The 26171-nt window shown below is 37.9% G+C and carries 18 protein-coding genes; 4 read left to right on the forward strand and 14 right to left on the reverse strand.

The genetic code is table 11. From position 1 onward, the window contains the following. Positions 1-119 precede the first annotated feature (119 nt). Positions 120-467 carry a hypothetical protein gene (locus COD92_RS02630; protein WP_098528121.1) on the forward strand — a complete coding sequence of 116 codons (348 nt, stop codon included), beginning with the start codon at positions 120-122 and terminating at the stop codon, positions 465-467. 103 nt (positions 468-570) lie between these two features. Here the strand turns inward: COD92_RS02630 and COD92_RS02635 are convergent, their stop codons facing one another. From COD92_RS02635 to COD92_RS02645, 3 genes are all read right to left on the reverse strand, one after another. Further along, positions 571-1896 carry a GntT/GntP/DsdX family permease gene (locus COD92_RS02635; RefSeq protein WP_098528120.1) on the reverse strand — a complete coding sequence of 442 codons (1326 nt, stop codon included), beginning with the start codon at positions 1894-1896 and terminating at the stop codon, positions 571-573. 148 nt (positions 1897-2044) lie between these two features. Continuing rightward, positions 2045-3463 carry an aspartate ammonia-lyase gene (gene aspA / locus COD92_RS02640; protein WP_098528119.1) on the reverse strand — a complete coding sequence of 473 codons (1419 nt, stop codon included), beginning with the start codon at positions 3461-3463 and terminating at the stop codon, positions 2045-2047. Positions 3464-3914: 451 nt separating this feature from the next. After that, positions 3915-4343 carry a MarR family winged helix-turn-helix transcriptional regulator gene (locus tag COD92_RS02645; RefSeq protein ID WP_098528118.1) on the reverse strand — a complete coding sequence of 143 codons (429 nt, stop codon included), beginning with the start codon at positions 4341-4343 and terminating at the stop codon, positions 3915-3917. Between the two features lie 282 nt (positions 4344-4625). Between COD92_RS02645 and COD92_RS02650 the strand changes: the two genes are divergently transcribed. Then, a complete protein-coding gene (locus COD92_RS02650) occupies positions 4626-5870 on the forward strand; it encodes an MFS transporter (protein WP_098528117.1) in 1245 nt (414 codons plus the stop codon). Between the two features lie 61 nt (positions 5871-5931). Here COD92_RS02650 and COD92_RS02655 read toward each other — a convergent pair whose 3' ends face one another. From COD92_RS02655 to ltaS, 4 genes are all read right to left on the reverse strand, one after another. Next, positions 5932-6816 carry a YitT family protein gene (locus COD92_RS02655; RefSeq protein ID WP_098528116.1) on the reverse strand — a complete coding sequence of 295 codons (885 nt, stop codon included), beginning with the start codon at positions 6814-6816 and terminating at the stop codon, positions 5932-5934. Between the two features lie 167 nt (positions 6817-6983). Further along, positions 6984-8861: a molecular chaperone HtpG gene (htpG, locus tag COD92_RS02660; RefSeq protein ID WP_098528115.1), complete on the reverse strand. Its 1878-nt coding sequence runs from the start codon at positions 8859-8861 to the stop codon at positions 6984-6986. Between the two features lie 149 nt (positions 8862-9010). Then, a complete protein-coding gene (locus COD92_RS02665; protein WP_098528114.1) occupies positions 9011-11038 on the reverse strand; it encodes a YhgE/Pip domain-containing protein in 2028 nt (675 codons plus the stop codon). A 126-nt stretch (positions 11039-11164) separates the two neighbouring features. Further along, positions 11165-13132, reverse strand: a complete 1968-nt coding sequence (gene ltaS, locus COD92_RS02670; protein ID WP_098528113.1) for a lipoteichoic acid synthase — start codon at positions 13130-13132, stop codon at positions 11165-11167. A gap of 279 nt (positions 13133-13411) precedes the next feature. Between ltaS and COD92_RS02675 the strand changes: the two genes are divergently transcribed. Together COD92_RS02675 and COD92_RS31750 are read left to right on the forward strand one after the other, a co-directional pair. Continuing rightward, positions 13412-13924: a DUF3231 family protein gene (locus tag COD92_RS02675; RefSeq protein WP_098528112.1), complete on the forward strand. Its 513-nt coding sequence runs from the start codon at positions 13412-13414 to the stop codon at positions 13922-13924. Positions 13925-13962: 38 nt separating this feature from the next. Then, positions 13963-14130, forward strand: coding sequence for a hypothetical protein (locus COD92_RS31750; protein WP_176541082.1), 168 nt, complete (start codon positions 13963-13965; stop codon positions 14128-14130). 46 nt (positions 14131-14176) lie between these two features. Here COD92_RS31750 and COD92_RS02680 read toward each other — a convergent pair whose 3' ends face one another. From COD92_RS02680 to COD92_RS02705, 7 genes are all read right to left on the reverse strand, one after another. Further along, positions 14177-14983, reverse strand: a complete 807-nt coding sequence (locus COD92_RS02680; protein ID WP_098528111.1) for a polysaccharide deacetylase family protein — start codon at positions 14981-14983, stop codon at positions 14177-14179. 128 nt (positions 14984-15111) lie between these two features. Continuing rightward, on the reverse strand, positions 15112-18309 hold the full coding sequence (locus tag COD92_RS02685; protein WP_176550385.1) for a glycosyl hydrolase: 3198 nt from the start codon (positions 18307-18309) through the stop codon (positions 15112-15114). Between the two features lie 308 nt (positions 18310-18617). Beyond that, positions 18618-20111 (reverse strand): UxaA family hydrolase, encoded by a 1494-nt coding sequence (locus COD92_RS32610; RefSeq protein WP_098528108.1) that lies wholly within the window; start codon positions 20109-20111, stop codon positions 18618-18620. 12 nt (positions 20112-20123) lie between these two features. Next, positions 20124-21590 carry a tagaturonate reductase gene (locus COD92_RS32615; protein ID WP_098528107.1) on the reverse strand — a complete coding sequence of 489 codons (1467 nt, stop codon included), beginning with the start codon at positions 21588-21590 and terminating at the stop codon, positions 20124-20126. A gap of 157 nt (positions 21591-21747) precedes the next feature. Then, a complete protein-coding gene (gene uxaC, locus COD92_RS02695) occupies positions 21748-23184 on the reverse strand; it encodes a glucuronate isomerase (protein WP_098528106.1) in 1437 nt (478 codons plus the stop codon). Positions 23185-23304: 120 nt separating this feature from the next. Further along, entirely contained in the window at positions 23305-24513 is a 1209-nt protein-coding gene (locus tag COD92_RS02700) for a multi antimicrobial extrusion protein MatE (protein WP_098528105.1), read from the reverse strand. Between the two features lie 320 nt (positions 24514-24833). Then, entirely contained in the window at positions 24834-26060 is a 1227-nt protein-coding gene (locus COD92_RS02705; protein ID WP_098528104.1) for a GGDEF domain-containing protein, read from the reverse strand. Positions 26061-26171 lie beyond the last annotated feature (111 nt).

The raw sequence follows: 26171 nt of genomic DNA on the forward strand, positions 1-26171 counted from the left end.
AGTACTTTTTCTGATGAATTAACATAAAAATAAATATTTTGCACTAAAAAGTTTGAATAAAAACAGGCGATAGGTAAATAGTAATATCAAGATTTTGTTCATTTTTTGGAGGTGCTTAAATGTCTGTTTATGTTCATCAGACGTTTGTCATTAAACAAGATAAGTTTAAAGATGGTATTGAAAATTTAAGGGAAATTAAAAAGTTCAGAACTGAAAATTATGATCACAAGGTCGAGATTCTCACACCGATATCCGGAGAGGATCATACCTACGCCCTCCTATCGATCTATGAAGGATTAGCAGAAATGGAATTACAAAATAAAAAAATGTTCGAAGACGAAGAATACATAGAGCTGATTGGTCCATTTTTCCTTGAGAATATTGAACAAGGCAGTATGTATACACAAATTTATCGTTCCTTAAGTGAGCGCAAACCTGATAAAAAGAAGGAAAAGGAGCAAAAATAATTATCTTCTATAAAAGAAAAAAGGGCGCTGGTGCCCTTTTTTCTTTTTTATCAAAAAAGCACCAACATTACTATAGTAGTTGGCACCTTTTTAAGTTGTCTTTCTAAAAAAACATATTCAACAGCAACGCTCCCCCAAACGCCACGAAAGAAAGAATGGTTTCTAAGACTGTCCACGTTTTAAAGGTTTCCGGAACACTTAAACCTAAATATTCTTTAACCATCCAGAAACCGGCGTCGTTAACGTGTGAAAACATTAACGATCCTGCGCCCGTCGCGATAACCAGCAATTCAAGATTCACGTCTGTCATCCCAGCTACCACTGGCGAAACAATTCCAGCGGCAGTGGTTAAGGCTACTGTAGCGGATCCTGTAGCAATTCGAATTAAACCAGCAATTAAAAAGGCCAATACAAGTGGTGATAGCGATAAATTCTCTGCCATCCGTGCGATTGTATCCCCTACTCCACTTTCGATTAGTATTTGTTTAAACCCACCACCAGCCCCAATGATTAAAGCGATGGAACCAACTGGCAATAAACATTCCTCTGTCAATTTTTTAATAACTTCTTTCCCCATCCCTCGCCGTAGCCCAAGGAAATAATAAGCAACAAAGACAGAGATCAAGAGGGCAATAATTGGACTTCCAATGAAAATGAGAAATTTCGTTATCCCCGCAGTTAATTTTAAGTAAGGAGCAACCGCTGATAGAATCATTAGTAACACTGGCAACAGAATAATGAAAAAAGAAATACCTGTACCTGGTAATGATTTAGCTTCCTTACTTATTCGAATCAACTCAGGTTCTCCTTGTGGTACAACTCTTTTGTTAACCCACATTGCAAACAATGGACCAGCAATAATAACGGCTGGAATCGCAATAATTAACGAATATAAAAGGACTTTCCCTAGATTTGCCTTGTAGATACTGATGGCTGCCAATGCCCCAGGATGCGGCGGAACCAGTCCATGAACGATTGATAATCCTGCGATACACGGCAAGGCAATTAATAAAATATTTTGTTTAGATGATTTGTGAATCGAAATAACTAAAGGTAATAGAATTAAAATTCCCACTTCAAAAAATACGGGAATACCAATAATAAAACCTGACAGCATCATGGCCCATGGTAATTTATTAACACCAAAAACGCGAATAAAATATTCAGCAATCTGCATGCCCGCTCCAGAGTCTGCCATCATTTTACCTAAAATGGTTCCTAGAGCTAAAATCCCGATTAAATGTCCAAGGACCCCGCCTACACCCGTTTCATAGGCTGCAACAATTTTATCCAGCGATAGCCCTGATACTAACGCTAAAAACAAACTAGCCACAAGCAAGCTGATAAACGCATGCCACTTAAACCATGATACTCCTAGAACAACGATGACAATCGAAACGAGTGTCATCAGCAATAAAAAGGTATCCATCAACCAACACCATCCTTTACAAATTAGTTGTATATATCTCCCTTATTGTTAGCATTTGTTACATTTACATTCGAATTTTCCTGTTTTAGTCTGTAAAACAGAAAAGCCCTCATCCGTAATTAAAACATCGGGATGAGGGCTTATATTTTTAGTCTCTATCTAAAAGTGCTGCTCCAGCAATTCCTGGTTTGGTCATTTCGAATATATTTAATATAAGATCTAATTCTTCTTCTGTAAGCACATCATGCTGCAAACATAATTCGCGAACGGATTTGCCACTGACGATGGCTTCTCTAGCAATCCTAGCTGCTACTTCATACCCCAAATGCGGATTGACTGCCGTAATAATACCGACACTTCTTTCAACGTAATCCTTTAAACGGGCCTCGTTGGCTTCGATTCCCTTCAAGCAATAATCGGTAAAGGAACGGAATCCATTGTTCATAATACTGATTGATTGCAGTAAATTAAACACTAATACCGGCTCCATCACATTCAGTTCCAGTTGACCAGCTTCGGAAGCAAGACAGATGGTATGATCATTTCCAATAACCTGAAAGGCAATTTGGTTAATGAGCTCCGGCATGACTGGATTTACTTTTCCTGGCATAATCGAAGATCCGGGCTGGCGGGCTGGCAAACTTATTTCTGCTAGACCGGCCCTCGGGCCAGATGCCATTAAGCGCAGATCATTGGCTATTTTTGACATATTCATCATACAAACTTTTAATGCAGCCGAAACCTCTGTATAGGCATCCGTGTTTTGGGTTGCATCCACGAGATGCTCGGCGTTAACTAATGGCAATCCACTAATGTCGGCAAGCTGTTTAACCACATCAATAATATATTGAGGGTCCGCATTTAAGCCCGTCCCAACTGCTGTGGCACCCATATTCACTTCATATAAATGATTTCTAGAGTTTGAAATCCGCTTAAGATCACGTTCAAGAACACGAGAGTAAGCTTCAAATTCTTGACCAAGTCGGATGGGAACTGCATCCTGTAAATGGGTCCGCCCCATTTTGATAACGTTTTCAAATTGTTTTGCCTTCTCCTTAAAAACGGCAAGCATATCATTCATGGTCACGAGTAATTTTTCAAGTAATTTTAGTGCAGCGATATGAATGGCTGTCGGGAAAACATCATTCGTCGATTGCGACATATTGACATGTGTATTCGGACTTAAATGAATATAAGCTCCTTTGTCATGACCAAGCAATTCAAGCGCCCGATTGGCGATTACTTCATTTGCATTCATGTTCATGGACGTCCCGGCTCCACCTTGAATTGGATCAACAATAAATTGGTCGTTCCACTTTCCTGCCATCACTTCATCGGCAGCTTGACAAATGACATCACCAAGCCCGGAATATAATCTCTTTGTATTCATATTTGCTATTGCTGCTGCCTTTTTTACCATTGCCAATGCTTTAATCAATTCTTCATGAATGGAGTACCCTGTGATAGGGAAATTCTCAACCGCTCTAAGTGTTTGAATACCATAATAGGCGTCCTTTGGGATTTCTTTTTTTCCTAAGAAATCTTGTTCGGTTCTGTTTGTAATCATTGCTTTCTGTCTCCTTTTTTATAAACAACTATCGATACAAAAAAATAATAACAGTAAAAATGGGCTATGTCTCTAGTTCCGCTTTAATTCTTGCATCAATCTCTAATTATTCTGTCGATATAATAATATTTCGTACCACGATATATCTTTTTTATTTTATTTGCAAAATAAACAGTAATTTTGTCTTTATGTCCAACTAAATAACCGATGAATTTACGTGGATTTTTGATAACCGTGTAGAATTTTGTCAAAATCTTTATTTTATAAAATCTTATATTACTAACGTATTCATGTTATAATCATCTCAATATTATTTCAATATTGTAAATTTTAAAACAAGGATATTTATATGAAAGAGAGGTTTAAAATAAAAAAATGAGGTAACCGGTAAGTTCTTATTCACAACTTACCGGTTACCTCTATCCATATTTAATAGCCTTTCACCATCGTTTTATCCTTCTAAAAACGAATAATTGAATTTTCTAAGCAACTCACCAAAAACCCGGCACTCCTCTTCAGGCCAATCTTTTAGTAATTCTGTTATTCGGTCCATCCGAGCCTGCATATGTTCACATAATTCCTTTTTCCCTAACTCGGTAATTTGAAAGGTATATGCCCTCCCATCTAACGGATCAGGTATCTTATACAAGAAGCCCTTCTGCTCTAAAGCAGCTGCTTGTCTGCTTACTGTTGATATATCTAATTGGAATTCACCCGCTAAGACCTTTACGCCTACTGCCCCTTTCATAGCAATTCGGCGAAGCAGCAGATAGGCAGATCGGTCAAGACTCCCAACTTTTTTATGGTTATTATCAGATGTCGTTCGGCGAAGCAGGATCGCTAATTCAAGTTCGATCATTTCTAGGGCATTTTTATTCATTTTATAACCTCACAGTATTCAATATTCCTACACATTATCATATCATAAGATAATTAATTTTTTATTTTCGTCGTGCATATGAAAACATCATTGACGTAGTGAAAAATAGTTGTATAATACAATCATATAGTTTCATCATACAACTATTTGTCCTTAAGGGGTATTCGTACGAAATATTTCGAGAAACGAGTTCTCAAAAATATTCCGTTACTTTATTGATGAATTTTCTCAAGCAGACGAACGATGGATGGAACAAATATACAAAGAAAAGGAGTAATGTAAATGGCATCAACACCGCAATCGATTGCGTCAACCTCAAGCAAAAACACTTCAAATCCAGAGTTACAGGCATCTTTATTAACACAACCAAAAGCAGTGTGGGCAGTATTTTTTGCCAGCATCATTGCATTCATGGGTTTAGGCCTTGTTGACCCCATTTTACCTGCCATTGCAGAACAATTACATGCCTCACATAGTCAAGTTACCCTATTGTTCACCAGCTATAATGCGGTAATGGCAGTGGCAATGCTTATTACCGGAATGATTTCCTCTAGACTGGGAATCAAGTGGACCCTTCTTTCAGGGATTGTCATCATTGCGGTCTTCTCTGCACTTGGAGGCTTTTCAAATGGGATTTGGGCGCTTGTCAGTCTTCGTGGAGGCTGGGGTTTAGGAAATGCTTTATTTGTTGCCACTGCTCTTGCAGCCATTGTGTCGTTATCCAATAGTGGAACGGCCAAAGCCATCATTCTGTATGAAGCTGCGATTGGACTAGGAATTTCTGTAGGCCCGCTTCTTGGAGGATGGTTAGGGGCGATGTCCTGGAGAGGACCGTTTCTTGGCGTTGCATCACTGATGATAATAGCCTTTATTGGTTTAATTGTATTAATGCCCAAGGCTAAACAGGATCAAAAGAGCCAGGCGAAAACATCACTTGCAGATCCTTTCCGTGCCTTAAAACACCGTTCGTTATTGGTTTTCGGGATCACGGCTGCCCTTTATAATTTTGGTTTTTTTACGCTACTCGCTTATGCCCCGTTTGTCATGGGATTGGATGAACATGGGCTTGGATTTGTATTCCTGGGCTGGGGTATCTTACTGGCGATTACCTCTGTTTTTATGGCTCCTAAACTACAGCAAAAGTTTGGAACTATTAAAACCATGTGTGCGATGCTAGTCATGTTCGGTATTCTTCTTTTTATCATGGGAACATGGACATCTTCACAAGCAGTTATCATTACTTGTGTAATAGCGGCAGGTGCATTATTAGGTAATAATAATACACTCATTACCACCGCTGTTATGAATGCTGCACCGGTACAACGCTCAACAGCGTCGGCCGCTTACAGCTTCCTTCGCTTTATTGGCGGTGCGATTGCACCATTTATGGCGGGTAAGCTTGCAGAAATTTATAATTCTTCAATTCCTTTTATAGTCGGAGGTATTTTTGTCCTTCTCTCTGTTCTGTTCATTTTAATAAACAGAAAGCACATTAACCATGTTGATGATGTTGAACTAGGTCATTAAGTGTAACGGGTGGGATCTGTCTTGGTGACGGATCCTTTTGCTTTACCCATTGCGTAATAAGTCAGTGAATATCGCGTTTCTTAAAACGGCCGCCTCTAACTTCCGCTATGTCAGCAATGGCTAAAAACGCTGTAGGATCAATTTCCTCGACAATGGTCGTCAGTTTGGATTCTTCTATTCGGGAAATGATACTGAAAATGACTTTCTTATTATCCCCTGTATAAGCGCCTTCACCGTTTAAGTAGGTGACTCCCCGTCCTAAACGGTCATTAACGGCATCTCCAATCTCTTTTGCATTGTCACTAATAATCCAGACGGATTTAGTTTCTTCGAGTCCTTGGACAACCGTATCAATTGCTTTCGATGCAATTACATATGCTAAAAGGGAATACATGGCACGGTCCCAAGAAAAGACAAATCCTGCTGCCCCCAATATAAATATGTTCATAAACATAATAATTTGTCCAACCGAAAAAGGAACCTTTTTATTAATGACAAGAGCTAATATTTCTGTGCCATCTAATGCCCCGCCATTACGGATGACCAGACCCACTCCAATGCCTAAAATCATTCCGCCAAATAGGGTTGCCAGGAGGATATCTTCTGTAAAAGGGGGAATAGGGTGAAAAAAGGAAGTAAAAATGGATAAAACGATAATTCCATAAATGGTTGAAAAAGCAAAGGTTTTTCCCATTTGTTTGTAGCCCATATACACAAAAGGCAGGTTCAATAGAAATAGAAAGAGTCCCAATTTCCATCCGGTAATATGTGCAAGCATGATGGAGATACCGGTGATTCCCCCATCAATAACATGGTTCGGAACTAAGAATATTTCTAGTCCTGTCGCCATAAGAATGGCTCCGATAGTGATCATAATAATTCTCACAATTATCCTTGTTAGCGGAAGTTTTCGATGCTTTAGATTTTCCTTCATTAATTCTGTCATTCAACCACTCCTTATTAATTTTATTTTGCCATATAATCATCCAATCTATTAGGAATTACCATAAATATGTTCTTTATATGATTATATCATATTTTCCACAAAAATTGAACTAGAGTTCATATTTTTTAGTAAAAAAGGGATTGCAGCCTTCTGCAATCCCTCCTTTTTTATACCATTACTTTGCATAGTTGATTTGTAAATTCGACTGGGTCTTCGATTGGTAAACCTTCAATCAGCAATGCTTGATTATATAACAAGTTTGTATATAAGGTTAACTTGTCTTTGTCCTTTTCAAAGGCATCTTTTAATGATGCAAACACCTCGTGTTGGACATTAATTTCTAGGATCTTGTCTGCTTTCACATTTTGACTATTTGGCATAGCATTCAGGATTTTTTCCATTTCGATCGATACTGCCCCATCAGTAGATAAACATACAGGATGAGTTTTAAGTCGTTTCGATACTTTTACATCTTTAACCTTGTTGTTTAGAACATTTTTCATAAAGTCAAACAGTTCTTTATTGTCTTGTTCCTCTGCAGCCGTATCTTGATTTTCATCCGCTTCAAATCCTAAATCACCGCTGGAAACTGATTTAAACTCTTTTTCTTTATATAAGATTAGCATTCTTATTGCAAACTCATCAATCTCATCGGTGAAATATAGAATTTCATACCCTTTATCTGCAACTAATTCCGTTTGCGGCAGTTTATCAATTCGTTCAATCGATTCACCAGTTGCATAGTAAATATATTTTTGGTCCTCCGGCATTCTTGATACGTACTCGTCAAGAGTGACCAATTTTTTCTCCTTAGATGAGTAGAACATTAATAAATCCTGGAGTTCTTCTTTATGGGTTCCATAATCACTGTAAACACCATATTTTAGTTGTCTGCCAAATGCTTTAAAGAACTCTTCGTACTTTTCTCGTTCATTTTTTATGATCGACAATAATTCACTTTTGATTTTTTTATTAATATTTTTGGCGATAAGCTTTAATTGACGATCATGCTGAAGCATCTCTCTTGAGATATTTAATGAAAGATCTTCAGAATCCACCATTCCCTTAACGAAACTAAAATAGTCAGGCAGCAAATCAGCGCATTTATTCATGATTAACACGCCATTTGAATATAACTCTAACCCCTTCTCATATTCCTGTGTGTAATAATCGAACGGGATGTTTTCAGGGATATAAAGAATGGCATTATATCTAATAGCACCGTCAACGCTAATATGAATATGTTTTAGCGGTTTGTCAAAACCGTAGCGTTTTTCTGAGTAAAAATGTTCATAGTCTTCTGTGGTTAAATCCTTCTTATTCTTTCTCCAAATAGGAACCATACTATTAATGGTTTGTTCTTCGACGACTTCCTCAAAGTCGTTCTCACTGCCCTCTTTGAGCTTACGTTCTGTTACATCCATTTTAATAGGATAGCGAATAAAATCCGAATATTTTTTGATGATAGACCTTAATCGATATTCTTCAAGATACTCATCATAGTTCTCATCTTCGGTATTTTCTTTTATTTTCAACGTAATCTCCGTACCGACTGAATCCTTTTCACATGGAGTGATGGTATAGCCTTCCGCTCCTTTAGATTCCCATTTGAAGGCTTCATCACTACCTAGAGCCTTACTAATCACTGATACTTCATCTGCCACCATGAATGCTGAATAAAAGCCAACCCCGAATTGTCCAATAATATCGTAACCGTCTTTAAGTTCATTTTCCTTTTTAAAAGCTAACGAACCGCTTTTCGCAATTGTACCAAGGTTATTTTCAAGATCTTCCTTCGTCATCCCAATGCCGGTATCGGTGATAATCAATAATCTATTGTCCTTATCAGCAGTGACTTTTATGTAGTAACTATCTTGGTTAAAGGTTAATGTATCATCTGTTAAGGCTTTATAATAAATTTTATCGATCGCATCGCTTGCATTTGACAATAACTCTCTTAAGAAAATCTCCCGGTGTGTGTAAATAGAGTTGATCATCATATCCAGTAATCGTTTGGATTCTGCTTTAAACTGCTTTGTTTCCATCAAGACCTCTCCTTTTTGCAAAATATACTTATATTTTAGCACTCTTATCCACCGAGTGCTAACAATTATTTTAATAACACATTTATTTGTTTTTTGTCAAGAAAAAACAGCACCCTAACGGATGCTGGATTATTACAAAAGTAGGTTGCTTATTGAATAATTTTTGAAGACCTTGCCAACTCTGCAGTCTTTTGGATTCGTTTACTCAGAGGTTCTTTCAAGATAAGTGCTAAAAGAAAGCTGGCAGCCACAAAGATTAGCAAGTAAATCACATCTCTTACCACCACTTCTTCAACCATTCCTCCTACCGTTTCGCGCAGCAAACTAACCGCATATGTAAACGGCATAAAAGGATATATCCTTTGAAAAAAGGCTGAAGTAGTACTTACAGGAAAAGTGGCACCGGAACTTGAAATTTGTAGCACCAAAAGAATAATTGCTAACCCTTTTCCAATTGTGCCGAAAACAGAACATAAAGTAAACGTGATGATTACAAAAACAATCCCAATAAAGACACTAAAGAGAACCAACCATAGTTTATCAGCGGCATAAGTATGAATGATATATATATCACCAAGTGAAACAACTACAGCTTGAAGGATCCCTATGGTCAGAAAGGTAAGCAGTCTTCCAAAGTAAACCTGATAGCTCTTAAACTGATGATTGTTGTCCTCCACATCTACTCGAAGTGAGGCGATCAGGAATGTTGCCCCTACCCAAAGTGCTAGCATCGTATAAAATGGGGTCATCGCTGAACCGTAATTAGGGATAGGAAATATCCTTTTTGTTTTTAATAAAACCGGATTGGATAAAAAGTTACTTTCTGTTTGCGGGTCATGTTTTAAAAATTGAATTAGATCATTCACATCCACACTGCCTTTTAATCTTCGCAGTTTAGCAGCTGTACTTCTGATCTGCACTTCAAAGCTTGGCAAGTCATTTCTTGCAAAATCAGCAGCTTTATGGACAGCTGTTTCTAATTGAGGAAGCCTTGTTCTAACCAGATTAGCAGCATTTCGAATGTCAGCCTCTAATGTAGGCAGATCAGTTCGAACAAAATTAGCCGCTTTATGAATTTTCCCCTCAATTGTCGGAAGATCATTTTTAATAAAATTAGCAGAGGAGTTAACAATCGATTCTCCTTCTGATACCTTTTGCTCTAGGTCACCCCGAGCCTGTTGAATGGAATTATGAATACGTACAAGTTCCTCATGAAGCTGTGTTAACTGTGCCTGATTTTCACTAGTTTCACCTTGAGCTCCTGTCTGTCCAGAACGATTGATTGATTGGTTAATATTTGCCTCAATTTCAGATAATTGCTCTCCAATTTGGGTTACAATTTCATTTATGCGATTCATATCGGCCATTTTTTGTTGAAGTGCCAATACCTTATTGCCGGCTTCATGGATGAGTGGCAGATTAGCTTCTACTTTTAAAATACTGCTGCCTGCCTGGTTAATCTCGGGAATCCTTTGTTCCAATTCTATTATCTTCTGTCCCTTTTCTTTAATTTGGGGCAGCTTTCCCTCGAGCTCAATTGTTTTCTTTCCCATAGCCTCAATCTGCGGCAAGGCCTTTTCTAATGTAAAGATTTGGTCCTCCATATTATGTATGGATGGCAATGCTTTCTCTAACTCAATTCCTGCTTTATAGAAACCTGAAAAAATAGCATCTCCAACTGTTTTCACAAAGGCCTGACTAATTTGAGCTGTTACGGCCGATGCTCCAGAGCTGGCAATTTTCGGGGCAACAGCATTAATTTTTTCATTTACACCGAATAGAATTTGCGGCTTTGTTGAATTAATTTCAAGTATGCTGGTTAGTTTCTTTGAAAAGTCTCTTGGGATGATTAGATAAGCATAATAATTACCTTTTTCGACGCCGTCCTCCGCGGTAGAGCGATTAACAAATATCCAGCCGAGTTTCTTGTTATTTTTTAAATTTTGTACAATTTCATTTCCTACGTTTATCTTTTTCCCTCGAATTTCGGTCCCTTCATCTTCATTGGCAACTGCCACTTTAATTCCAGATGTATTGCTGTATGGATCCCACATCGCTTTAATGTTAATCCAAGCATAAGCGGATGGAAGGAGCGTGAGTGCTCCCACTAACAAAATAACGATCGGCACCTGACGAATATTTTTCCAATCATTTATATAAATTCTCCAAATTCCCATTATTCCCTCACCCCCTGAGAAGTTTCATCTTATAGCTTTTCACTATTAGAGTATCCAGATTCAAGGAATACCGGGGCAATTAATTTAATGGCGGCAAAAAAAAGACTGCCTTAAATCGGCAGCCTTCTAATTGCTATCATTTGTTTGTTCATTACTATTCTGATGAGTAGGATTATAATCATACTTTGTTCGGTCAACAGGAGTAAAGTTTTTCGGAGTATAGAAACGTAATAAATCGCCATTGACTACTTTATCCGAAAAAGTAAGTTTTTCCTGAACCAATTGTTTATATTTCTTGGCTTCAGGCAACTTGTCCGTTTCTAGCTTTAATCCTGTAGTTGAATCATAATATTTACCATCAACCGAGTAAATCGTCGGGCTCACATAGTCACCGTTTCGGAATGCCACTAAACTATCATGTTGTTTAGACAGTAAATCCGTACCGAATTGAACATAATCTTTTGTATCAATTCCCAATAGGTGAAGAAGCGTTGGAAGAAGGTCAACTTGACCGCCATACTCATGGTTCACCCCACCTTGCATGCCTGGGACACGGATAAACAATGGTACACGTTGTAATCCAGCATTATCAAAAGGTGTAATTTCTTTTCCAAGTATTTGCGCCATCGCTTTATTATGATTTTCAGAGATACCGTAATGATCACCATACATAATAATAATGGAATTATTATATAGACCAGACTTCTTAAGGTAGTCAAAAAATTGTCTTAACGCTTCGTCCGCATAACGTGCTGTTTGGAAATATCCATCCACAGAACTATCACCTGTTGTAGCAGGTGCGATGGTTGCATCCTTTTGATTCATCGCATATGGATAGTGGTTAGCAACCGTAATAAATTTAGTATAGAACGGCTGCGGCAATGATTCCAATAGTGGGATGGATTGCTGATAGAACGGTTTATCCATTAAACCATATTCGGCCTCATCAGCAGAATTAATCTTATAATAGTTGGCATCAAAGAACTTGTCAAAACCAAGCGATTTATAAATTTCATTACGATTCCAGAAACTTCCAGAATTCCCATGGAAAACAGCTGAAGTATAGCCATTCTGCCCTAAAATGGCAGGTGCAGCTTGAAAGGTGTTTAACCCTTTCGTTGTAAAAACAGATCCCTCTGGTAAGCCAAACAAAGAATTCTCGAGCATAAATTCTGCATCAGATGTTTTTCCCTGACCTGTTTGATGAAAAAAGTTATCAAAATACATTGTATTTTGGTCTTTTATCAATGAGTTTAAAAACGGTGTAACCTCTTCCCCATTTAACTTATAATTGATCAAAAAGTTTTGGAAGGATTCAAGGTGTAAGTAAATCACATTCATACCCTTACCTGCCCCAAAGGTAGCGGGGTTCGGTTCAGCATAATTAGATTTCGTATAGTTAATAACATCTGTAATATCATCGCTGCTCGCCATTACTCGTTGTGCGGAAGCATGTGTACTTTTAACGGCATCGTAAATGGTGTAATTGTACATACCAAGGTATTTCACGATATAATTTCGGTCAAATCCTCTAGTGAGTAATTGTGGACGGTCTAATTCTGCCAGCGACAAGTTTACACAAGATATAACAAGTGCTAAAGAGTATAATACCGAGATTTTCCTACGCTTTATATCTTTAACCTCAATCTTAACAAAACGAAAAGCAAGAAGTGCCACCAATACAATAAAATCAACAAAGAAAAGAATGTCATAAGGTCTTAATAAAGTGAGCACACTTCCACTTACGTCACCAAAATTTTGTGTCTGTGTTAAGGTCGGTAAAGTGATGAAGTCGTTGAAAAAACGGTAAAAAAGGACGTTTGCATATAGTAGAAAAGATAATAGAAAATAAATAATCATCATCACAGTATATTTTTTTCTTCCTTTAAAAAAGGCTGAAATTCCTAAGAAAATTAAGGAAGAACCTAATGGGTTAAAGAACAGGAGAAATTTTTGTAATGTATTTTCAATCCCTAATTGAAACTGGGTTAATTGGACAAAATAGGTTTTCAACCATAATAGAAGTACAGACAAAAAGAAAAAGCCAATATATTTATTAAAAATACTTTGACCCTTGTGTAGTAGTTTATTCATTGTTTCTCATCACCTCATAGTGCAATATTATGACAAAAAAGATTTGACATTTAAATAGAAGATTCAACCCAAATTCACTAACATCTATCTTAACAGGTAAATATGAACAATTAATGAACAAACTTTGAAAATGTATATTTGTATCAAAGTTCCTGTCATATTCATTCCATAATAATTAAAGGATTAATTCTTATAAGTGTAGGAAAACTATCTTTGTGCACTTCAGGAAAGGAGGCACTCATCCTGAACCATTTTTCTAATACGATAAGGAGGGTAACGATGGGAATATTAAGTGGAAATCCAAAAGAAGAGCCATTGCATTATGGCGAAGTTTTTGATATTTGGGCATCACAATTAGCTGGCAACAATATGATCTCCGGTTATAAAACCATGTTAAATCATGCCGGTGATGAGGACTTAAAAAAATTACTAGTAGAAGTTATTGAGACAGGCGAACAGCAAAAAAAGCAAATTGAGGGGCTCTTAAAGGAAAACGGCGTCGGCCTTCCTCCAGCAATGCCTGACCCGCCTGAGGCTTGTTTAGAAGATATTCCAATTGGTGCTAGAATTCCCGACCCAGCGATTGCTGCTACCCTTGCAGTTGATACGGCTGCAGGGTTAGTTGCATGCAGTCAAGTTATTGGAATGTCTATTAGGGAAGATGTCGCAATGATGTATGGACAATTCCATACACAAAAAGCTGCACTTGGTGCGAAGATCTTGCGTCTAAATAAAGAAAAAGGCTGGCTAATCCCACCACCGCTTCATCTTAATAAACATCACGACTGCTAAAAGTTATCATTTTGTAGGATAGCCAGGAGGTGAATGCAGTGGCTGCACAAAATAATAAGAATCAGAATTCAATCAACAGTCCAGAAGGATCCGGTTCTGAATATCATCGTGAGCACGCAGGTAATGTTCCCGATTACGGCGGTAACAGTATGGAACAAATTGCCAAAGAAGAATTAAAAAATGAAACTAACAATACCAATATGTAGGTTTAAAAAAAGAAACCAGTCGATGGTTTGACTGGTTTCAATTTCACTAGTTTTTCACTAGATTCATTTGTTCCCCTGCTTTAACCTCGACAATTTGTTCGTCCACACTTAACCAGACAGAAAGAACAGAGGGATTATAAACAAAATGACTATTGGCAGAGAATTTTAAATTTTGGAATGCCTTTATATAATCTACAATCTCAAGATTGGAAGCATACCAAATATCACTACGATTACCAATATATTCACAAAAGTTTTCGATTAAATTCCAGTTTTGATCCTGATCAAATTCATAGCTATGACCCCAAACATACATCATATACAAATATTGTTTTTTATGGAGCTGGACAAATTCCTCAGCTAGTTTTAATAAGTTTCGATTATGGTGGCAGGTTGGATTCCATTCCATAAAATCATCCGGTATGGAAAAATTGCCTGTACTATGTACCGTCCTGGCGTATTCGATTCCTAAGAATGGAAGCATTACTTTAATAAGTTGATTGTAGGAGCCATTTGGATAAGATAATCCCCTGACAGTATAACCTACAATATTTTCTAAGTTTTTACGATCATCCATTATCTCTTCGATTAATTGTTCTTTTGGCGACCTGGCAATCGTCGGATGAGTGACGGTATGAGTGGATACTTCATGTCCTTCATATAGGCGGAGAACTTCCTCTTTCGGTATTCGATCCCCCATTCCCATTAACCCTGAATTCAAATGAAAAGTTCCCTTTATCCCATAACGATTAAAGATTTCAACAAGTTTTCTATCTGCTGATCTGCCATCGTCATAGCTCATCGTTAATACTTTGTGCTTCCCTTTAGGAAATGTCATGATTACTTTCGGCATATTTATCACCTCTATATAATAGTAGAAATATTTTTGATAGTTTCAAACTCCCAGCCTAGCAATTAATTTTTTGTATTAAACATTTTATCGAAAAGTTCTTCCACTGATGACAATACAATCCTCTCCAATTACTTCAAACTAGTAACCTCTCGCAATTGATGTTCTTGATAATCAAAATACTTCCCTTCCAAAAGGCCGATTAGAGTATTCGTAATCCTTACTTCAAGCTCATTCTCTCCTAGATGAAGAATTTGCGAGTCCCCTTCCCATTGATAAGGTGTCCATGCCTTCACTCCCAAGGACCTTCCATTGACCAAAACCTCGATACAATCATGGATATGTTTATCCAAATCCGTAAAACATAGAATAAACTCTTCCGTGTCAGGCAGCTGATCTAAATGGATTTTTTGCGAAAATGAAATTGTGCCGGCATAGAACGGATATCCATTGTACGGCCCTTGATGGATAGTTGAAGATGCTGGCGGATTATTTAATATCGGCTGGTGCTGATTGTTTAAGAAAACGCCAAAGTCTCCTGCTAAATAAATAGCATCAACAATCCCATCCCAATCATGCTCCACCTTCACTTCAATCCTTAGCACGTTTTTCCCTTGCTTTAGATATGATTGAACATCTTCCATTAAATTACGATGGTCATAGAAGAAGTTTTGAACCAGGTCCTTCACAAGATGATCATTTATAAAGATTCGATATTCACCGGATATAGCTCCCCTATCCATCAATATGGAACAACGGTTTGGAATCGTATCAACGATGAATTCCTTTTGATAGATACAGGAAATAGGATATTTCATCGCCATTTTCATCGGGGTCCCAAAAACTTGATGAAAAGTGATTGGCAGACCTTGCTGATCATTGAGATCTGAACACTGATCGATAAACGTTTTGACTTGGACAATAGGGCCAGAAGTTTGATCACCATTTTGCTCGGGATTGAGAATTAACTCAAACGAATCGAATCGAACTGTATTATCCCTTAAAGCCTCCACCTCCCAATTATTTGCCGTACTAACCTCCCATTTCCATGACACCGGCTCATTCTCGACTAGAACAGGTTCCACTACACGGTTAATCAAGATAAGACTGCTTTGATAGGATTCGAAATACAGCGGAAGGTTCCATTCTTGTTCAGATGGTGTAGCTTGCAGTTGAACTATTTCTCCTGTTTCTAAATCCAATCGCTGAAATTCACATGGATAGGAAACTGAAAGGGCCCCATTGTGGCCGCCTTCTTCCTGGTTGGTAATAAAAACTAATGTTGATTGATCTGAGACCTTCCGTTTTTCCAATAAGAAGCTTTGCTTTCCGTTTCCCGTCTTAAACTTGACTTCATCTAGCGCATGCTCATTTAGTATATTCTGTAATAATTCGCATGAAGAGAGATAGTAGGCATTTTGTTGACCTTTACTAATCTGTTTATAAAGCTTGTCTTCTCCGCCCCAATAATTCCAATAAGTGGTGTCCTTCAATCCAAATGTTTCTAAAATATCCTTCTCAAACGATGTATCCCCATCAATCCATTCGTATGGAAGCAATCCGTTGGCAATCACTACACCGCCTTGATCGAGGAACGTGTTAATTTTCTTCCATGCAGCTTGTTCAAGATTAGTAATCGGAGGTAACACTAGAACAGAGTAGCTGGCATGACCAATGTTTATTTTTCCATCTGTCACCTCTGCAGTCATGAGAATTTCAGTGTCTAAATGGTCATACTCTTTGTGATTTAGAAGCAGCTGCTTGCATATTCTGGTCCAATCTTCCTTTAAACGATTGAGTTTCTCATTTTCCACCTCATTTTCACCACTATAATGAAAATCATGGAAAGGATTCCCCATCTGTGTCCAAAGACTTGTTGTTGGATCAAGTAGTGCAATCTGTCGAACAGGAATGCCACAGCTCATTACATAGCTAAGTCTTCCTGCATAATCTCCTAACTTACGGAAATGCTCCCAATAAGGATTCTGTAAAAATTGCGATGGAGGGGCATCATGTTTTGTCAGACCATCAAGTGTGTAGAAAAAGGCATGAAAATTATAAAAGTTGATCCCAAATGCTGCTAAGCGGTCAAGCATCCACTTCGCATCCTGCAGTGTCATGGACCAGCCGACACTATGAAAGCATTCAATCAAAGCACGCTCTCTCGACAATTGGTTACCAAGCGAACTAACCATTTTCGGATTCGCGCGAAAACTAGTGGTGTAGCGTTCAAGAATCCATTTTAAGGACCGTCCCAGCTTCTCGTGTGCACTATCCCCGCCAGGGATATGACTATACACTTGATTGCTCATGCGGACAGATGGCACCTCAGCCACATACTGCACCCCGTTCTCTTCGCACCAATCATGAATCTGTTTATGATAGGAGTTTCTTAATAATAGATGAATGGCTTGGAAGTAGTCATAACGAACTTTGGCTGTATGCTCTCCCTCAGGTTCAATTAAAGCATGGAGGTAATCGGTTATTTCGTACCCGTTTTGCTGCTTGAAAAAGGCAGGCAATTGCGGTGACCAAGGCAGCTTGCCTAGCAAGCCGGTCTCATCTGTAAAAATACCTTTTACCGTTCCTCCAAACTCTTCCCCCAGACTTGCAGCATATCGTTCATGTGTCAGCTCGATAAATGTTTTAATCGCTTCGCGGTTACAAGGGTCTACAAATGTTCCATAATATTTAAAATCATCGATTTCTTCTTCTACGAAACAATGAATCTCCCATTTGCCTTGTGGTGCTGTCCACCTTAGGGTTTTAACTGTATTGTAAGTAAAAAAGCGTTTTTGGTTGTAGGCCGTTAAGCCGACTTTTTGAAACACCGGTTCTGATTGAAAGTTACCGATATATGCTTCTACATTGATAGATTCATCCCATAATTTTTGGCCTGTCACTGCATCAAGGGGAACCGCTTTTGCGAATAAGACACGACCCCATGGGAGCTGGATACTGCATGTTTGCTTTTCATGCAAGTTTTCACTTTTATGTACGAGTGTATAATGCTTGGCCTCAGGATGAATTAAGGTTACCTCTCCGCCTGCCATTCCACTTGGGTAAGGATATTCATCATATAGCCAGACATCCATATCGAGGCTTTTAGCCGTCTCTGCAGCGAACTTTACTTTCTGAAACCATTCCTCTGAAAGATAAGGAACGGTAAGACCTTGCCGCGGGCAAATAAAAAAGCCTCCCACCCCTTTGTCAGCCATTTCCGTTATTTGGCGGGTGATTTCTGAGTCTTCCATGTCTCCATTCCAAAACCAAAAGGGGTGAATTCGGTAAGAAGAAGGAGGATTTTTAAAAGTTTCTTGATTAAACAACGACTTCATCTCCACTTTTCAATTTTGTGTTCTGGCAATGATTTCAAATCTTCCGCCAGATCCACCAAATATAAATTCCATAAACTTTATCACTTAAAAAAAATAATTGACTTCATATTTAACTTTAAAGAAAGAAAGGGTTTACAACAATAACACTTTTTTAATATACATCTCTCACCGTTTAGGATTTTTTTGCCATGTTTGATTAAGGCTATTTTTATAAACAATCAAAAAAGTACAACTTTAACAAAAAAAGGTAAAGCTCACAGCAAAAAGGACAGTTTCTTTTTACTGTCCTTTTTCATTTTCTATAAAGTTACGCCACTTTTGAAAATAGAAATCTCTCTAAAGTCGTTCTTCTCATTATTAACGAACTCCCCGCTTGCCACTTCGATTATATATTTAACAAAATCCTTTAACACCTGTTCTGACGAAACCTCATCTTCAAGTAAAATTCCGGCATTGAAATCAATCCAATGTGGTTTTGTTTCATAGATTTGCGTATTAGTAGAAATCTTCATTGTTGGTACAAAAGTACCAAACGGTGTCCCCCGCCCTGTTGTAAACAAAACCATATGGCAGCCTGCCGCAGCGAGTGCTGTTGAAGCGATCAAGTCATTTCCCGGTGCACTGAGAAGATTTAATCCTTTTGTCTTTAGAACCTCACCATATTTCAAGACATCCACCACAGTTGAAGTCCCTGCCTTCTGTGTACAGCCAAGTGATTTGTCCTCAAGGGTGGTAATTCCTCCTGCCTTATTCCCTGGTGATGGGTTTTCATAGACAGGCTGATTATGCTTCAGGAAATATCCCTTAAAATCATTTATTAAATCGACTACTTTGTGAAATACCTCTTCATTTGCGGCACGTTCCATTAAGATCGTTTCAGCCCCAAACATTTCCGGTACTTCCGTCAGGACAGTCGTCCCCCCTTGGGCGATTAAATAATCAGAGAACCTGCCCAAAAGAGGATTGGCCGTAATGCCAGAAAACCCATCCGAACCACCGCATTTTAAACCAATTTTCAATTCAGATAAAGGAATATCCTCCCTTTTATCTTTTTTTGCCTTTTCATAGATTTCCATGACAAGCTTGAATCCTTCTTCGATTTCATCGGTAACTGCCTGGGAGACAAGAAATTTAATCCTGTCCTCATTTACATCCCCAAGAGATCTTTTAAACTCCGGCAGTTCATTGTTTTCACAACCAAGACCTAGAACTAGGACTCCGCCTGCATTTGGATGATTCACTGCATTTAAGAGAATCTGTTTCGTATTTTCATGGTCATCACCTAATTGAGAGCAGCCATAACTATGTTTCAGAACAAGAACATTATCGAATGGGCTGATATCACCTACATGCTTTTCAAAACGTTTGATAATTTTTTCCGCAATACCGTTTACACAGCCTACTGTCGGAACAATCCACAGCTCATTACGAATCCCAACGGCTCCATTTGCCCGGCGATATCCCTTGAAGGTCCGTTCCTCAAGCCTATTAGAAACTTCAGTTTGATTTGGATTGTATTGGTATTCCTCTGTACCAGACAAGTTAGTTTTCGTGTTATGTGTATGGACATGTTCTCCAGCAATGATTTGTGCGACAGCATGACCGATTGGATAACCGTATTTGACGATATTCTCGTTCTCCTGAATGTCATAGATAGCGACTTTATGCCCCCTGTAAATATCTTCCTTTAACCGAACAGTAATCCCGTTTACATTCAGCTGTTCATCCCTCTTTAAATCTTTTAAAGCAAGAATGATATTATCTTTCTCATGGATTTGCAGATAATCTCTCATTTTTACCCCACCTTACCTAATCAATGTTCCATAAAGTTCTTTAAGAGCTTTTCTAACACCCTTTTGTTCCATTTGAAGAAGGTTAGTGGAAACAGCATCCACCAAACCTGGAATCGAAGCCAGGTCCATTTCCCAAAGCTTTTGTTCACTTAAAACTTTTTCTGCTAATTCCTTCGCTTCTACTAGATAATCCTCATTTTGCTGCCAGATTGCTTGGAAAAATTGCACTATTTCAGGTTGATCCTGCAATTGAATTGGTTCCTCTCCCCGCTTGCCATGATAAAAATAAATTAAACTGCTTAAAGAGAAGACCATCCGTTTTGGCAGTGACTCATTCTTTGCCACATAATCAAGCAAAGCCGGTAAATTTCTAGTCTTAAATTTTGAAATCGAATTTAAAGAAATACTCATTAAATAATGCTTAATAAAAGGATTAGCAAAGCGGTTAAGTACATCACCTGCATAGAGTGTAAGTTCTTCCAAATCGCCTTCAAACGTTGGTATAATTTCCTCTGCGATCAGTTCTTTAATAAATAATCCTATTTCAGGATCATTGACTGCCTCTTCAACCGTATCTAAGCCAGATAAATAGGCCACAGGGGTCATCGCCGTATGAGCACCGTTTAGAATTCTCACTTTTCGCGTGCGAAATGGAGTTAAGTCGTCAACAATTAAAGTGTTTAAACCCGTTCCTGCAACAGGAAGTTCCTGTTTTAAAGAGTCCGGTCCCTCTATCGCCCAAAGATGATACTGTTCTCCAACTACCATCAATTCATCCTGAAACCCTATTTCAGCCGTTTTTTCCTCAATCGAGTCCGTTGGGTAACCAGGGACGATCCGGTCAACCAGGCTTGAACAAAAGGTATTGGCCTGATCGATCCAAGCTGTGAATTCACTATCTAAATTCCAGTGACTCGCATACTTTAGGACCACTTCCTTCAGCTTTCCGCCATTATTTTCAATCAATTCGCAGGGAATCAAGATACACCCACGATTTACATCTCCGTCAAATGCTAGGAAACGGTGATATAAAAAGGCTGTTAATTTTCCTGGAAAACTCCTCTGAGGCCGGTCTTCTAACTTATCATCAGGATCAAAAACAATGCCTGCCTCTGTGGTATTGCTAATGATAAACCGAAGTTCATCGCTCGCAGCAAGTTTTAAATAGTCCTGGTAATCCGTAAACAGGTTAATTCCCCTGCTTATGGAGTCTATGACCATATGTTCATTGACAGGCTTTCCATCTTTGAGTCCCTGTAAATAAAGGGTGAATAGTCCATCTTGACGGTTTATCCTGTCAATCTTTTCTGAACCTCTTGGCTGGACAACAACGACACTACCATTGAAGTCAGTTTTCTCATTTAGCACCTGAATCTGCCAGTCAACAAAACCTCTTAAAAAATTTCCTTCCCCAAATTGGAGGATTTTTTCTGGATAGGTATTGTAATCTTTATAAGTCGTTCGATTTAATCTTTGCATACTCCACCCCTGTTAAACTATATAAGTATTAATGCACACGTGAACAACATTTTACAACCCCTGCCTCTACAAAGGGAGTGGTAAATGTTTAATACATAATGGTTGAAGCTTCCCTATCTTTTTTGCTCTTCAGCTTCAACCATTATGTTCAATAATATTAATTTAAAGGAAGGCAATCAGCTGTTGTTACTTCCGTAAAATTAAAATATTCTTTGGCGTTATAATAGGAGATTCCCTGAACAATCTTACCAAGCAATTCTAGATCATAAGGCACTTCGCCATCCTCTACCCATTCCCCAATCAAGTTGCAGACCAGCCTCCGGAAATATTCATGTCTTGTGTAGGATAAAAAGCTTCTGGAATCTGTCAGCATGCCAATGAACCTGCTGAAAAGACCAACATTAGACAAAGCTTTCATTTGAGCCAGCATACCGTCCTTTGTATCATTGAACCACCAAGCGGTACCAAATTGAATTTTTCCAGGAGTTTTTCCATCTTGGAAACTGTTGATTATACTAGAAATAACATAGTTATCACCCGGATTCAACGAATAAAGAATTGTCTTTGGAAGCTTGTTATCCTGCTCCAAAGAGTCAAGAATTTTGACTAGCGGTTTGGCAATTTGATCGTCATTCATGCTATCGTACCCTGTATCTGGTCCCAGCTCATTTAACATTTTCGTGTTATTATTTCTATGAGCATTTATATGGAATTGCATCGCCCAGCCAAGGTCCGCGTATAGTTTTCCAAGAAAGATCAGTGTGTAAGTCTTGAATTTTCTCTCGTCTAATAACGTACCGGCGTTACCATTTAATCGATTAGCAAAAATCTGGGCAACCTCTTCAAAAGATGCATCTTCATACACGACGGAATCTAGGGCATGATCAGAAACAGTGCCCCCTGCACTATGGAAAAACTGGACACGGGCTTCAAGTGCAGCAAGATAATCTTCATAATTATTAATTTCAATTTCAGAAGCCTGTTCTAGCTTTTCGACCCATTCCGGGAAGCCTTCACGGTTTATTTCAAGTCCCTTATCTGGTCTGAAGCCTGGGACTACACTAACCGGGAAGTCCTTCTCTCCTTTTAGTAAAGTGTGGTATTCCAAACTATCAACTGGATCATCAGTTGTACAAATCACCCTCACATTCGACTTGACGATTAAATCTCGGACACTAAAGTTTTCCCCGTTCAGTAGAGCATTTACTTTCTCCCAAATGACTGGTGCACTTTGCTCGTTTAATACGTCATAAATACCGAAAAAACGCTGCAATTCTAAATGCGTCCAATTATATAATGGATTGCCAATTGTCATTGGGATGGTTCTTGCCCATGCTAGAAATTTTTCGTAATCGCTGGCACTTCCGGTTATGTACTCCTCGGAGATCCCATTTGCCCGCATGACTCTCCATTTATAATGATCACCATAAAGCCATGCCTCCGTAATATTTTTAAATTTTTTATTTTCGTAGATTTCCTTTGGACTTAAATGACAGTGGTAATCAATGATTGGCATTTCCTTTGCATAATCATGATATAAGGAGACAGCGGTTTCATTTTTCAATAAAAAATTAGAACCCATAAACTTTTCCATAACGAACCCATCCTTTGAATAATATTTGTTAACGTTAACAATTAATTATAAGTTTAGTCTAACAGAATATATGAAACTAGTAAATATTTTTTGTTAACGTTAACATTATATTAAATAAAATTATACCGCCTTTTGTTCTTGTAGTTCATACTTCTGTCTATGTGAAACAACTAGGAATACAGCTGCCAATCCGATTAATTCGCCTACTGACGCTGCAATTGCACCTGCTTTTCCATTTAATTCAGGATGTAAGTAGACCACTGGGATAATCACCAGAATTACGGCTGCCATGTTGCAAATTTGTGGTTTTAGAAGAGATTTTGTGCTTTTCTGAAGCATAAGAATTCCGCCGAAATAATCCACCCATGGAAAGACAGCGGTTTTGATTAAGAAAAACTTTAAAACATCAAGGCTTTCAGCAGCCAGTGTCACATCTGCCCCCATTACGTTACTCATAAACCAAGGCCCTGCCGGTGTGAAACAAAGGGCACCAAGGAATAGTGACGGGACAATACTAAAAACAATCACGCATTTGATTACAGCTGGTTTATTATGTTTGTAAAATTGCAGGACAACTTGATGGGTATACATAAAAAAGCTAATTACTAAATTGGTAATACTAAAGGCCAAGGCAAATGATGCAATACCGAGGTGAACATCTTGAATCTTGCCTAGGAACGAATAGATGATCGGAATTAAGATCGTCTGAAACGACATGTAAAAAACCAAGGGAAAATAGAAGGAGCTAATTTCTTTTTGTTTTAAAGGGTTTCCAGGCTTCTCAGACTTACATTTTCCTCGTACAATCGTGTGGCCACGCCAGACACTGACCAAACATTCAATCGCCATTCCAGCCAAAAAGATGATTGCTCCGGCCACACTTGTGTTGGCAAGGCCGAAGTGGATAAAGCAGATGGCAAGACCAAACATACCCATAAGTCTAATGATAACGCCAAGTGTTACCCATTTCGTCTCTAATTGGTTAATGATCACTCCTTGGTACAATCCGCGCAGTCCTGAAAAAAAGATCACCACTGCAAGGACAAGAAAGGTTATCTTTAAAGAAGTCAGTGAATCGGCATCCGCATGAAACCCATAAATAAACACCCAATCCCCAAGTTTTGTGAAACCAATCAAAGCACATAAGGCAGAAATGAAAAAAGATATCTTTACAAAGAAGGCTGCGATATTAAAAAATGCTGTACTCCCCTTTGCTAAGGCCGAAGTGGTTTGTCTGAAAACAATTGCCGGTCTTTCCAAAATGCTGAAAAGAGATAAGGCAATGGCATAATTGGCAATGATGATTTCCGCATGGTGTGCTCTGCTCAACGTTCCATTAATAATGACATGAGAGACGGCTGTTAGGCTGGCAGATATAGCTAATGGAATAAAGAATATTAAAATTTTGGTAAAGCCATAATCCTTCGTAGAATTTTCCGTTTTCGTTCCCTCCCATCTTTAACTCTCACCAGATTTTTCGGTTAATTATTTTTACCACGAATCACTCCAATATATGCTTATTTTAACTTTTGAAATTCAACTGGAGAGTACCTGTAGAGTTGTTTATAGTGCTATTTAATTAACATATATCAAAATAAAGAGGACTTAACAAATTATTTGGCTAGCCTCTTATTCTCTGTAGAGTTTATTCAGCAATTTTTTTGAGAAGTTAATCGATTTCGGCCATTAGTCTTAGATTGAAGCATTAATTGGTCTGCATATATATATCCTTTTTCCATTGACACATTCTCATTTGACTTATAAAAATAGAGACCCATAGAAGAGGTATACTTAATCTTAGTGATATCACCATTAAATTCGGGATTAAGCGTACTATTCTCAATGTCCAAAAGGATTTTACTTAACAATAGTTTTGTTTCATCATATGTTTTTTTTCGTAAAAACATAGTAAACTCTTCGCCGCCGCTCCTAAATAGATAATCATCCTTTTCCATATATCTTTTTAGAGTATTAGCGAAATGTCTGATGACTTCATCTCCCACAGCATGATTATAATTATCATTTATTCTTTTAAAATTATCGATATCCCCTACAACAATTCCAATCCATTCACCGCATTTTTTTAATTCTTTCATCTTCTTATCCATATAGGCCCGATTATGGACACCCGTTAAAAAGTCGGAATACGCCATTTGTTCAAATTGATCCCGCTCAGCTTTATGCTGGATTAATTGTGCCTTTGAAATAAAGGAATGACCAACTAAATAATTGATAATAAAAAGGCCAAGTACCATTTCCCATAGCCCTTCTTTAATTAATAGAAATAACATTCCATTGATAAAAGAAATCCTAAGGAGATCAAGAATACTTCGACTTTTTATAAAGCTAATCAGTTCTTTTTTGGTTCTAATTTCTTTCATCAGATAAAAAATAATGGTTAAGAAAGTATCTGATAAAATAGCATTTAAAATCACCAAGATAAACATTAATATCCAAAATCCAAATGGAAGGTAAGAAAAGGGTTTGTTTAGGATGATGTAAACGAAAAATGTGATGGTATTTTGCAATACAAAAGAACCGATGTTATAAAAAATGTGTAGAAACTCATCGGGGTCATCCGTCTTGGTTACTTTTTTATAAAAATAAGCCGTAATGCGAAATAGGGATTCAAATATTATTAAACCAGCTGGCCCAAATATTAAGATAAACGATAAACTGTAATTAAGCCCATAATCAACAGTAACATTACCTTTTTTACTTATTGTTCGTAAATGGAAGGAAAGGACCGTAAATATCCAATAGATGAATAAAGCTTTGAAAAAGATCGTCTCTCCAATCATGTGACTTTGTGGGAGAAATGACCCTAACAATGAAATTAAAAATAATAGTATGATATAAATTTTATCTTTACTCAAATTATATTTGCCCTCCCTCCATCTACTTTAAGTACCTATTTCATAAACAGCATTTATTAGTTAAAAATCGTCCATTATATATATTAACAAAATATTTAGACATAGTTAATC

Source organism: Bacillus sp. AFS037270 (assembly GCF_002585305.1).